At 61.7% G+C, this 12557-nt stretch carries 8 protein-coding genes; 2 read left to right on the forward strand and 6 right to left on the reverse strand.

Annotated features, from left to right (window positions below):
* The 3 genes from VGN12_24055 to VGN12_24065 form a co-directional block, all read right to left on the reverse strand.
* The coding region (locus VGN12_24055; protein HEY4312544.1) for a cyclase family protein at positions 1–381 on the reverse strand (381 nt) is incomplete at its 3' end.
* Between the two features lie 44 nt (positions 382–425).
* A complete protein-coding gene (locus VGN12_24060; GenBank protein HEY4312545.1) occupies positions 426–3743 on the reverse strand; it encodes a serine/threonine-protein kinase in 3318 nt (1105 codons plus the stop codon).
* Positions 3744–3773: 30 nt separating this feature from the next.
* Positions 3774–4394: a sigma-70 family RNA polymerase sigma factor gene (locus VGN12_24065; protein ID HEY4312546.1), complete on the reverse strand. Its 621-nt coding sequence runs from the start codon at positions 4392–4394 to the stop codon at positions 3774–3776.
* Positions 4395–4937: 543 nt separating this feature from the next.
* Here VGN12_24065 and VGN12_24070 point away from each other — a divergent pair.
* On the forward strand, positions 4938–5855 hold the full coding sequence (locus VGN12_24070) for a sugar phosphate isomerase/epimerase family protein (protein ID HEY4312547.1): 918 nt from the start codon (positions 4938–4940) through the stop codon (positions 5853–5855).
* Positions 5856–5945: 90 nt separating this feature from the next.
* On the opposite strand, the gene dnaA is transcribed toward VGN12_24070, so the two are convergent.
* Both dnaA and VGN12_24080 read right to left on the reverse strand, forming a co-directional pair.
* Complete coding sequence (gene dnaA / locus VGN12_24075; GenBank protein HEY4312548.1) at positions 5946–7454, reverse strand: chromosomal replication initiator protein DnaA; 1509 nt, start codon at positions 7452–7454, stop codon at positions 5946–5948.
* 541 nt (positions 7455–7995) lie between these two features.
* Entirely contained in the window at positions 7996–8946 is a 951-nt protein-coding gene (locus VGN12_24080; GenBank protein ID HEY4312549.1) for a GNAT family N-acetyltransferase, read from the reverse strand.
* Positions 8947–9188: 242 nt separating this feature from the next.
* Here VGN12_24080 and VGN12_24085 point away from each other — a divergent pair, with 242 nt between their 5' ends.
* Positions 9189–10334, forward strand: coding sequence for a PDZ domain-containing protein (locus VGN12_24085; GenBank protein ID HEY4312550.1), 1146 nt, complete (start codon positions 9189–9191; stop codon positions 10332–10334).
* Between the two features lie 55 nt (positions 10335–10389).
* On the opposite strand, the gene VGN12_24090 is transcribed toward VGN12_24085, so the two are convergent.
* On the reverse strand, positions 10390–12279 hold the full coding sequence (locus tag VGN12_24090; protein HEY4312551.1) for a c-type cytochrome domain-containing protein: 1890 nt from the start codon (positions 12277–12279) through the stop codon (positions 10390–10392).
* Positions 12280–12557 lie beyond the last annotated feature (278 nt).

Consider the following 12557-nt stretch of genomic DNA (forward strand, 5'->3'; position numbering starts at 1 on the left):
CAGTTGCTGCTCGAGGTGGGCAATCGTGATCTCGGCGCCGGCCGGGATCGCCCGCACGTCGATCACGACGCCGGGCGCGAAGCACCAATCGAGCGGTACCTGGTCGATGGTCCGCGCCGGTTTGCCTTCGCTCGTCGCGCCGTAATGGTAGGGCGCATCGACGTGCGTGCCGGTGTGCGTGATGGCGGTGATCTCTTCGATCGCCCACCCCTGGCCGTGCGAGTAAACCAGATCCTCGGGCTTGACGCCGAAGAACTGCCGCATCTGCGCGAGCCCCTCACCGGCGTGATCGATATATCGAATCGCAGCCGGCAGCGGTTCACTGGCTGCTTGATGCGCTAGGGGCACGCTGAGATCGATGATGCGTGTGCGGTCGAACATGAGAGCAGTCTACGCGAATCAGAAAGGCGAGTCAGCAGCGGGAGTTATTCTGCAGAGACATTCGAGTCATCCGGAGAATCGGCGAACAACGTCCAAGTCTTCGCGTTGCCGCCTACGTCCGCGAGGCCAATCAAAACGAGGCGCAGGCCGTCGCCAGAAAACTTCGCACAATAAAGGTCTTCGTCGGCGATGAAAGTAAAGACTTCTTTTCCGGTTTCAATGTCTAAGATGCGGACTGTTCGGTTAGCTACGAACACAATCCGTTGGCCATCGGGCGATAAATCGGGAAAGCTTCCCAGTACGCCGAGATCGCTAATGGCCGTGCCGGTGACGCCATCGCGCACGACAACGCGCCGATTAGCGTCCGAATCGACCAGCCATGTTCCGCTCTCCGCGATATCGGCGCGGACTTGCAGCGGGCCGAGCTTGGCCCACTCGCCGGTGCTGAGGTCGCACCTCATGGCGTTCGGAACCAGTGGCACGAGCATTTCATTCCCGCCGTCGAACCATCGCAGCCGCCCACGATACTCTTGCGGTGGCGAGGTCGTCTTGTCGAGGAGCGAGTAAGTGCGAAGCTCGCTGCCGTCCGTTGCGTCGCGCATGGAAAGCTTTCCCGTCACGTACGCCGCGATGCACGACGAACGGGCGTTAAAGCGAGGCGTTAACTGGCTGTCGAACTCGGCGACGATCCGTTCCTGCTCGCTGTCTGGCTCGCGGCGGAGTAAGAAGTAATGATTCTGCGCCGTGCCTTCAATCGTGACAACGGCCGAAAGCTCGTCGGGTGAGATTTCCCAGTCTTGGATTTTGCCTGGCACGCAATTCTCGAACATCTTCAGAACGAGGCCCGTTGCGGGCTCGTCCGCGACAAGCCCTTGAGGGCCCTTGTGCCAGAGACGCGTGCCGGCGGCATTCAGTCGGGCGTCGCCTCGGAAATCTTTCGTCTGCCAACCAATGGCATTTCGCACGGGAAATTTGCGCCCTGACCGGGCAGGATGGTCGAGTGTATTAACAAGTACCCTGCCCTGTTGCGTCGCGGCAACCAATCGCTTGCAATCTGGCGAAAAACATAATGCATGAGTATTGCCGACGTTTCGCAGCGTCTCGATAAGCGAGCCGTCTTCCATTTGTCGAATCCATGCATTTGCCCCCCTATCACCCACTGCCACATAGCGACCGTCTGGAGACACATTAAGGCAGTGCGCGATGACATTCACGCCCGGCCAGTGCCTGGTCTTATGCGTTATAAGGTCGGCGATTTCGACTCGGTTTGGCACCGAACTATAAATGATCGTTCTTTGATCCGGCGCCATCGCCAAAGCAGCGAACCCGCCGTGGTCAGGATCCGGCAGCAGATTGTGCTGCACTTCCGTAAGAGTGCTTCCCTCGAGGCTCCATTCCTGGATATGGCTATTAATGTTCATCGTTACGATTCGCTGCCCTTCCAGGCCGAGTTCCATATCGATGATATGGCCTGGCAATGCGGTACGGCTGGTTACGGGGGAACGGGTGCTGACGTCCCAGACTGTGATTTCGGGCACAGTCCCGCGCGGCGACTTCCGAATATCTGTGGTCGTGATCAAGCGATTGCCGTCGGGCGTAAATGCGCAGCGGAATATCGGCTGTTCGCGCCGCATCGGCTCGCCGGCCGGCTGCCAATCCGAGGCATGCCAAAACCGCGCGGTCTTGTCGCAACTCGTCGTGACAATCAATTGACCGTCGGGAGAAAAGCAAATCATATTTACGCAGCTGTCATGAGCTTTCCAGCAATGGACCTGGACTAACGTCACCGCATCCCAGATCGTGACAAAGCCCTGCTCTGTTCCTGCCAGAATCAAGCGACCGTCAGGTGAATAGCAAACATAGAAACAAGGTCCACCTGGCGGATTTAATTCCGTCTCGCCCGGCCGACTCAATTCGTGCTTCAAGAAATACCACTCGAAGCCACGAACGTCATCTTCGTTTTCCGGTGGAAATTCGCGAACGATCGACCTCGCGGCGTTCCAGTCGCTGAGGCTGTTTAATTCGAAAGCGCGCTGGATATTGGCGGTGTAGACCTCGCGTCGCAACCTGCGGTCGCGCACCTCTAGGTCGCGTACGTGCTGCTCAGCCTGCAACCGTAGTTCGTTCGCCTCGGCGCGGGCTTCACTCTCGCGCTGGGCGATATTCTCGGCCTCGCGCCGGGCGCGGTTAATCCATATCGCGGAAACCGTCGAGATCGCAGTCACAGCCAATAACAGTAAGAGAATGCCGGCAATCAGGCCCGCGGCCAGCGGCTGGCGCTGTGCCAATCGCACTAGCTTTTGCGGGCTCGACATGAGGCGCGCGATGGTCGGCCTGCCCGCTGTGAAGCGATCTAGATCATCCGCCAGTTCATGTGCCGAGGCGTAACGCCGTGCGGGATCCTTCTCCAAGCATTTTAAACAAATCGCTTCCAGGTCCGGCGACAGCCTGCTGCGAATCAAGCGTGGCGCGATCGGCTCGTTGGTTTGTACTTGCACGAGCGTTTCGGCCGCGGTTTCGCCCGAGAACGGAGGGCGGCCCGTGAGTAACTCGTAAAGGATCGCTCCTAGAGAATAAACGTCCGTGCGTTCTGAATACTTTCCGCGCGTTTGCTCCGGGGCCATATAGCCGGGTGTCCCCAGCGCCTCGCCCGACGCGGTCAGGTTCGAGTCGACATCCTGCATCTTGGCCAGGCCGAAGTCGGCGATCTTTAGCGAGCCGTCCGTGGCTTGTAGAATGTTCGAGGGCTTCAAGTCGCGATGAATGATCCCGCGGCTGTGCGCATATTCCACCGTGCGCGCGATCGTGTACACGATTTCCGCGCTGAAGCGCTCCGGCTGAGGGCGACCATCCAGCCGGTCGGCGAGGTTGCCGGCGCTCAGGTATTCGAGCACCAGGAAGTGGGCCGTCGGCGTTTCGCCTGTTTCGTAGATTTGCACGATGTGCGGATGTTCGAGCCGGGCGACCATCTCGGCTTCTGCGCGCACGCGCTTGTCGTACAGATGCGAACGCAGGCCATGCTTCCAGATGACCTTGACGGCCACCGTCCGCTTCAGGCTCTCTTGTTGCGCTTTGTAGACCGTGCCCATCCCGCCGAAGCCGAGCTCCGACTCGATCGTATAGCCGGGTATCGTGGGCAAGGCTTGCTTGTCTGCGGCGGCATGCCGCCCGAGATAGCTGTCCAGATCCCGTAGCGCGGCCAAGGCGCGACGCACTTCGCTGGCGAGTTCTGGGTCGCGTGCCAATTGCGCTTGCAATTCGCTGTCACTGGCCAAGAGCTCGTCGATCGACGATTGCGTGTCGAGCGCGCTCCGCTGCTCCAAGTCCGACAGAATATCAATCAACAAATCGGCGTTGGCCATCGACGGTTGTTTCCTGGCTTTGTGCGGCGATTAGTCGCCGACGATCTCTCGTTTCAAAGCGGCATGAAGTTTTAAGCGTGCTTGCACCCAGCGGCGCTGCACCGTGCGCTCCGAGACCCCCGCGATCTCGGCGGCCTCGACTTGCGTCAGATCATGGAACCAGAGGAGCTCGATCACTTCGCGCTCGTCGTCCGCCAGACGTTCGATTTCTGCGTGCAGGCGATTCCAACGTTCGGCCTGCTCCAAGCGTTCTGCGGGCGTTCCCTCGGCCGAAGGCGTGTCGAACGCCTGTCCATGTTCGGTGTCGCCGGGGCCGTTGCTGGCGTGATTCGCTCCTTGGCCGTTGGGACGGAAGTAATGCCGCGCCAATTGCGCCAGTGTGCGACGAATGTGTAACGCCGCCAAACCAAGAAAGTCGCGCACCGTGGCGGGCTGAATGTTGGCCAGCGTGCGATGTAATGTCACGAGCGATTGCTGTAACACGTCGTCGGTCTGTTCCCAGCGACGCACCCGATCACCACGCAGCATGTGATGCGCCAGAATTCGCAAACGACCGCAGGCCCCCACGATCAGCTCCTCGCGGGCTTTAGTGTCGCCGGCGCGCAAGCGATCGATACAGCGCTGAAGTTGAGTCGTGCGGTCAGTACGCATAGAAGTGAAAGTCCACGGCGATCGCGCGACGGGGGCCTGTCCAAGATGCAAGCGAAACATTCTGGGCGGGGAGCGCGATCCCCAATCATATCTGGCGGTATGCGGGCCCCGAAACAGGTTAGTGCGAAATTTTGCATTTTTGCGAATCGTGTGTCGTCTTCGCGCTGTTTCGCGCACTTACACAAATGACGGCCCCTGTTTCACTCTGCTCGCTGGGGGCCATCGGCTGGCTTGCGTATGGCCCCTTGCCAGACTCGCAGCCCGCAGCGATCGCGGTGCGCGCCCTCAATCGTCGCAACCAGCATCGCGGCAACTTTTTCCTAGAGCGAACTCTGTAGCTGGGGACTGCGACCCCGTAGCGACGCTGTGAAACCCCGGCCTCACAGAGGCCAGCTACAGAAGATGAGGCACAGATCCTCTCACCTGGCAGTGCATCTACGGCATGTCGCCGGAAAGTTGGCACCGGCCTACTTCGTGGCTTAGATTGTTCTTTCGATCTGCCCAGGTTCGATTGACAATCTTGCTCTGCGGAGTGCCAGCCCGTTGATTCCCACGCTCTTCTCGGTCAGTTACGCCGGCTATTGGGGGCAGCACAAGCTGGATGTCATTTCTTTTTTGCGCAAGGCGGCGGCGCTGGGCTATCAGGCCGTCGAGTTGGGCGGCAAACGCCCGCATCTTTCGCCGCTCGACTATCGAGATCGCGTGCAGCTCGATGCGATTCGCGCGGAAGCGGACCGCTTGAACCTCGAAATTGCCACGATCGCCGGCTATACCGACTTCACGGCCGGCCGTTCGACCCCTGACATCCCCCACGTGGAAATGCAGGTCGCGTATGTCGGCGAACTTGCCCGCGTGGCTGCGGCGCTGGGGGCGAAGATCGTGCGCGTCTTCAGTGGTTACTCGCCCAACGCGGAATCGTTCCAAGCTGATTGGCGCAAGTGCATCGAGGGGCTGCGCGAAGCGGCCGACCGCGCGGCCGAGGAAGGGGTAACGCTCGGACTGCAAAACCATCACGATGTCGGCATCACGGTTGAAGCCTACGAAGAACTGCTCGATGAAGTCGATCATCCGCATCTGAAGGCGATGTTCGATCCGTGGTCGGTGGCGCTGACCGACGGTGACCTGCGTCAGTCGGCTGAGCGACTTGCCCCGCGGATGGTGCAAACTACACTGGCCGATTACGTGCGCGTCGAACGATTCGCCTACGACCCAGCGATCATTAATTACCGGCGTCTCGAACCGCCGGCGCTGCGCGCCGTGCCGCTGGGCGAGGGTTTTTTGGATCTGCCGGTCTTCTTCGCCGGGCTGCGCGCGGGAGGATTTCAGGGCTACGTGGCCTATGAAATGTGCTCGCCCCTGCGCGGTGGCGGCAGCGAAGCAAATCTCGACGCGGCGGCACAGAAGAGCCTGGCGCATATTCGCCGCCTGATCGATGGCAGCGACGGAAACAACGCCCGCTAGATCATCTAGCGAACTGTGCAGCCGGGACGGCGCTCCGCAACGCGTTTCGGGCTCTTGCAGCCGGGACGGCTGCACCACAACTGGTGCCCGTCACCCCACGCGCAGCCGCTCTTCGACCTTCCGCACCGCTTCGGCCAGCGTCAGTGTGTGATCGGCCAGCATGCATGACTGCGGATCGTTCATCCACTCGCCGACTTTTTTGTTTGCCGATAACACGGTGCTGTGGCTGCGATTGCCGAAGAACTCGCCGATCTCGGCCAGGGCCGCGCGGGTGTGCTTCCGCGCCAGCCACATGGCCAGCATCCGCGGATGGGCGATGGCGCTCGTGCGGCGGGCCGAGCAAAGCTTCTCGGGTTCGATCCCGAATACTTCGCACACCGCCTGCTGTACATCCGTAAGCTTTAGCGGCTGCCGCGCACGGACGACCGAATCCGCGAGCGCCGTTACGACCAATGCCAACGTGATCGGCCGGTCGAGTGCCCGACTGGTGGCGTGCAGCTTTAGCAGCGCACCCTGTAGCTCGCGAGCATGATTGCGGAAATTGTCGGCCAGGAATGTGAACACTTTTTCCGGCAGCTCCATCCCCAGCCGCGTGGCCTGCTGCCTAACGATGCCCAAGCGGGTCTCGTAATCGGGCGTGTCGATGCGACACACCAGACCGGCCGAAAGTCGCGCTGTCAGCTCCGGCCCCAAACCCGCGAGTGCCGATGGCGAGCGATCGGCGGTAAAGACCAACTGCCGCCCCTCGCGCGTCAGGGCGTCGATCGTGTGCAGCAACTCGCCCAGCGTGGCTCGCTTGCCGGCGAAGAATTGCAAATCATCGATCAGCAGCAGATCGACGCCACGATATTTACTGCGAAAGTTCGGCACGCCGCTCGTGTGCAGCGCCTCGAGAAAGTAGCTCGTGAACTGCTCGGCCGAAAGATAAACGGCGTGCAGCCGCGGATAACGGCGCTTGGCCGCGGTCCAGATCCCTTCCAGCAAATGCGTCTTACCCACGCCCGTCGGACCGTGAATCACCAGCGGCGACACGCTGCCCAACGACGCAGCCACTTCCGCGGCGCTGGTGGCGGCCAGCCGGTTGCCTGTGCCGCTGACGAAAGATGCCAGGTCGGCAAATTTTCGTCGGCCTGGGACCGGTGTTGAGTTCGTCTCGACCGGCGCACGATTGCTTACCGCCGGCAAGGTGATCGTCGCGACTTGCGAAGCCACGGCGAGTTGCGCCGTGCAGGCCGTTTGGGCGCTTGGCCCAGCCGCTCCGTACGCCTCAGTCACCACGCCTGACTCGGTCGTGGTGCCCGGCGGCGCCGGGGGAGCGCTCAGGGATGCAACGCGTGGTCGATTCAGATCGCGGTCAACGTGAAACGTAACCGGCAGATCGCGGCCCAACACTTGCTGACAGGAGTCCTCAATGTGTCGACGAAAGTTCGTCCGCAGCCAGTCCTGGTAGAACTGGTTGGGCACGGCCACCCGGAGGGTGTCCGCCACGAGCGCAATCCGGGCGTTAGCTCCGAACCACATCTCGAATCGATCTTTGCCGACCTTATCCGCCAATGCCAATAGCACGGCGGATACGATCTCCGTATCGTCCTTGGTCACTTCCTGCATTCCCCGTGCGCGCGGCCTCGCCCTACACAAATCGCGCCGTCATGACGTCGATTTGCTCCCGGCCTCGACCGGGACACGGTAGTTTGAGAGTCATCCCCCAGCGCCGACGGAAAAAAGCCTAGCGAGAAGACCTAGGGGTCGTCTCGCCACCCATTACTTATTCCGTCAGGATCAGAACAACGGCCAGCGCTAAAGACTCGAACTTGTCACCCGAGAGAGCGCGATTGTACGAACGCTGGTACTGCTGTCAAAGAGTTTTTGCCGAGCCTCGGTCGTGGTCTTTCGAGGCACGCGCGAAGTGCGGGAAAAACGCTAACCTGGCGCTCATTATCGCGCGGAAAAAAATCTCGACGCGCGCCACGGCGCCGTGGAAAAATTGTCGAATTGCGATCGCATGTCGCGCGCCCAAATATTTTCGCGAACGCAAGTCACGGTCACGACAGCAGAAGCGCTTGCGCGTCGTTTCGCGCGAAAAAACCTCATTGACATCTGGTGGCGAAGTTGTCCCAATCGCCGCACCATCATGGCGCGCTCAACTTGCAAGAGACGCTGCCCCCCCGCGCGGAAAAATGCGTATCAATGCGCGCCGTCGATCCCACACCACAAAACCTGCGCGCTCGTACATCTTGACAGCCGGAACATTCGCCGCGTCCACGGCCAACACCAATCGCGCCCGGCCTGCGCAGCGCGCCAGCCACTGCGCGTGACGCGCCATCGAAAGGCCGTAACCGTGGCCGCGCGCAGCGGGCACCAGGCCGGCATAAACGATTTCCCACTGATCGTCGGCCGGTTCATCCGTCAGCAACAGACAGCCCACGTCTTGTTCACCGTGGCGCGCGATAAACCAGCGGCACGGGTCATACGTGCCGCACGCGCGATAGCCGGCCAGCACGTCGCGCACATCACGAACGCCATTGAGCTGCGGGCAATCGAGCGTTCGTTCGTAGGTCCGCTCGACAACGCCAGCCAGGCGCGCGTCGGCAGCGGCTGATGCCGCTTCGAAAGCCAAGGGCGATTCTGGCTCGCTGTGCGGGAAATACGTTGCCAGGCAAACCATATAAAGAAGGTCCGCCATGTGCGTGAAGCCCTGTCGAACCATTTGCGCCGTTTGGCGAGCGCCATCGACGGGCAGGAGCGATTGGGCAATCTCAGTCCCCCCATTTGCCAACCACGTCGCCAGATGGCTCAGCAGCGCGTCCGAGGCCGTGTCCCCGTCTGAGTCCATCACAACCGGCGGCCACAAGCTGGCCACGCGCCCCGGCTGCAAATACCCCCAAATCGCGCCGACCAGCGCTTCCCCCTGCCGGGCGACCAACAAACCATCAAGGTCGAGTTCCCGGGCCTGGGCCGAAGCCAGCAGCCGGTCGATATATTCCGAACGCCGACCGTCCGGCACATCCTGCAGCACCATTTCCAAGGCTTCGCGGCGCAGCGCCGGCGGCGCCCGGAGAACGTCGAAGTCCGGCTGAGTTTTCGTGGTCATGATGCTTCGCGCCGCAGGTCGAAGTTGCCCGTGAATTATACGCCGCCTTGTTAGGACAGACCTGGGCTGGATCAATCGGTGTTCTCAGCCGAGCCGGTCAGTGCTCACCAAAACATCCAATTTCGTCAGCTTCACACGACGCCCGGCCGAAGTCCTATAATGCAAAGCGCAGGGGGCTGCCGTGCGGTCCAGTCGACTTCAACGCGCTCCAACGAATTGCGCGACGTGCGGAGGAACTTGCCATGCGGCTATCGATGTTTGTGCTGGCCACTTCGCTCTTGCAAGCCTGCGCCGGATTCGCAACCGCGCAGGGAGCGCTCGACGAAGCCGAGTCGCAACTTCGTGGATCACCATCCGGCGGACCAGAGTTGTTGGCAGTCCCTCCGCCATCCGTCTCGCCGCAGCAATCGGGTTACCTGGGCATCAAGGCCGATGAAGGCCCTTCCGGCGACGGGATCCGCATCGTCGAGGTCGTTCCCGGTGGTCCGGCCGATGTCGGAGGATTAAGGCCCGGCGATCTGATCAGCGCGGTCCAGGGGGGCCCTGTTCGGTCGGTTGATGATTTCGCCAAGCGGTTTGCCAGCATGTCGGCGGGAACGCACGTCACGTTCGATCTGCTGCGGGATAACGAACCCCGATCGATCGAAGTCGTGCTGGGCCGACGGCAAGCGGACACGGCGACTGTTCCGCAAATGCGGCTGGGCCCGGCCGAGACCGTTCCTTCGGCAACCATCCCTTCGGTAACAGGCCGGCCGGCTCCGTTGGGAATTCGCGTCGAGATGCTCAGTGAGCCGTCGCGACGCGCTTTGAATGTGCCTCCCCAACGCGGCGTGCGGGTTACGCGGGTCACGAGAAACTCAGCGGCCGAAAAGTCTGGCATTCCGGTCGACGCCGTCATTCTTTCTATCAATGGCCAGCCGACCGATTCGCCGGACGAAGCGGCCCACGCTCTCAGCCGTGCCCAGGTCGGCAGGCCGCTTTCGTTCTCGCTCAATGAAGCGGGACAGGAAGTCGAGCGCCAAATTCTGCCCGAGGCCGCTACGTCAGCAACCGTAACATCGTCGCCCGCAACCTTGCCTGCCTCGACTGCACCGGTGCCGCGCGTTTCGAAGGTTTCACAGCCGCAGCCGCCGCGCCCCGCCGAGTTGGATTCGGAACCAGCCGAACGTCGCGGTGGCACGCGTCCCTTGGCTTCGTTGAACAGCACGATCGACGAAGCGCGCGCCAATATCCGCCGGCTCGAACAGCGCGTCGCCGAGTTGGAAAAGCAATTGCAACTACTGCAGCGCGCGACGGCAATCGAACGTGATGACGCCCAGGGACTGGAAGACGCCCTGGAGAAAGACCGCGAGAAGATCAAACCGCGCGTCGTACCGATCGAACCGTAGACAACATAACGCGATCAGGGCCGCGCGATCGAAGTGCCGCGAATGCGGCCGGCGCTTACCGTCCGAATGGTTTGCTGCGCAGCCAGAGTTCGACGAGCTCGCTTGCGTCATGGCGATAGACGCTTGCGAGCGACTGATCGAAATCCTGCCCTTGACCGAGCGCACCGACGAGCGATTGAAACTGCGGCAGCTTCTTCGTCAAGCTGCGGACAAACAAGTAGCTTCGAGCGGCCGTGTCGGTATCGATCATGGTGGCGGACGTGAGCGCCTCGGCGTTTGCCGGCGCCGACAGCTTCTGGATTTCCGCTTCCCATTTTTTGAGCATCGCGTTTTTTGGCTCGACGCGCGCGGCAATGGTGCGCCCCGCGCCGGTCGCAAACCAGGGAGGCACGTCGCCGAGCGCGCATAGAAAGCCTGCCGCAACTTGCTCGGCCACGAGCGCCGGTAGTTCATCCCCGGCGGACGAAACGACCAGGCAGGAATATAAATCTGCCTCTTTAGCGAGCGCGTGGCCGAGGGTATCGGCAGGCGCCTCGCGCGATTCAACCACGCGTACGAACTCGCCATAGTCGGCCGATTGCTTGAACACAAACACCGGCAAAGACCCCTTCACTAACGGTGCGTCGTCGGCCAGCTTCAGCAGTTTGACGATCTTCGTACGCTCGGCTTCGGCCAGCTTCGCCACGGTTTCGAGCCGGCTTGCCGAAACGTTCCCTCGCAAGATGAAGTTGGCCGTCTGCAGTTGCGCGGCGCTGGTGTTGGGAAATGCCTGCGACCAGATCGCGTCAGCCCGCGCGGTGCGCTTCGTGGTCAGTTCCGCGTGAGACATCTGCGCGAGTTCCGACTTCTCGACGGCCTTCTTCAGCGACATTGTCTCGTCCGGCCCGTCGAATTTCGCACCGCTGGCGATCCACGACTCGAAGCGTTCGATCGTCTCGGACGGAAGCGCCGGCTTGTCCTTGGGCATGCGGTCGCCGTTGAGGCCGCGCAGTCGTTTGACAAGCAGGCTGTCGCGCGCGTTGCCCGGCTGGATCGCCCTGCCCGATGCACCGCCGCTGGCCAGTGCGGCAAATGTGTCCAGCCGTAGTTCGCCGGCCGCCTTTTCGCCGGTATGGCAATCCAGGCAGTTCGTCACAAGCGCTGGGGCAAGATCGCGAAGAAACTGCACGCTCAGTGGCCTGTTGCCCGCCGCCGGCCCCTCGCGCCCCTTCATGGGCGCCGGCGTACCCAAGGGAGCAGTAGGGTCACCGCCATCGAATCGCGCGCCGGCATCGATCCACAGCGAAATCACGGCCAGTTCGTCAGCACTGATCTGACCTCCGCCCGGAGGCATGCGTCCCGAGAACACGACCTCGACGAGCGGACTTGCCTGGCTGGCCCCGGCCGTGATGACCGGACCGTTGTGATTTCCCTTAGCGAGATTCGCAAACGTGGCCATGCTCAGGTTGCCCCGGACGTTGCGAATGTGGCAGTTGCCGCAATGCGCGATCAGGATCGGCGCCACGTCGGCGGTGAAACCGAGTGCCGGAGGCGCGGCGACGCTCGTCGGTTTCGCTTTCGCCGATTTCTTGGCCTTGGCCGCCGAGCGCGACGTCGAGGCGGCTGATACTTTTTTCTTCGTCGCAGCGGCGGCCTTGCCGGACGATGGCTTTAGCTTCGCGACCAGCCGCTCGGCCGACACCAGGCGCTTTTCGAGCTTTTCCACCTGCGGGCGGAGGGCGTCGGGCACGTTCCCGGCCTGAAGCGTTTCGAGCATTGATTTCGCCTCGGCGAGTGCCGCGGCTGCGTCTTCGTAATTTTTTTCCCGGTAAAACTTGCCCGCCGAGCCCAGCGACTGTTCGATCGACGGGATTAAATCTCCCGGATCATCGGCGGCGCGGGTCGTCCCCGGCCGCAGCAACCAACCCGCCATGACAAGGGCCAGGATCGCGAATGCGGTGCGCATAAATGGTTGGCCCGAGAACGTCTGCCGTCTTTGTTTCGCCCGCGGCGGCCCCCTGGCAGTACGCACACGGCGGATATTCGGATTTAGTGGCGGCTGCCCGGCGCTCAGAGTCCGCCAGACCATTGCCGGGAGCACAACGGGACATGAGCTGCAAATCGTTAGCGCACAATCCAAAAAGAGGAAGAAGACCGTCCCCGGTTTCCGGACACAGGTCGGCGGTTTCGCATTTTTTGACACCCGCCGCGCGGCTGCTTACACTCGAAGGAAGGTCTGTGGTA

It is taken from the genome of Pirellulales bacterium, from assembly GCA_036499395.1.
In the GTDB taxonomy this organism is placed as follows: Bacteria; Planctomycetota; Planctomycetia; order Pirellulales; family JACPPG01; genus JACPPG01.

Bases quoted from the DNA above. Each gene is read 5' to 3' on its own strand.
- VGN12_24085 (HEY4312550.1), top strand. From the start codon at position 9,189: ATGCGGCTATCGATGTTTGTGCTGGCCACTTCGCTCTTGCAAGCCTGC.
- VGN12_24080 (HEY4312549.1), bottom strand. From the start codon at position 8,946: ATGACCACGAAAACTCAGCCGGACTTCGACGTTCTCCGGGCGCCGCCG.
- VGN12_24065 (HEY4312546.1), bottom strand. From the start codon at position 4,394: ATGCGTACTGACCGCACGACTCAACTTCAGCGCTGTATCGATCGCTTG.
- VGN12_24090 (HEY4312551.1), bottom strand. From the start codon at position 12,279: ATGCGCACCGCATTCGCGATCCTGGCCCTTGTCATGGCGGGTTGGTTG.
- VGN12_24060 (HEY4312545.1), bottom strand. From the start codon at position 3,743: ATGGCCAACGCCGATTTGTTGATTGATATTCTGTCGGACTTGGAGCAG.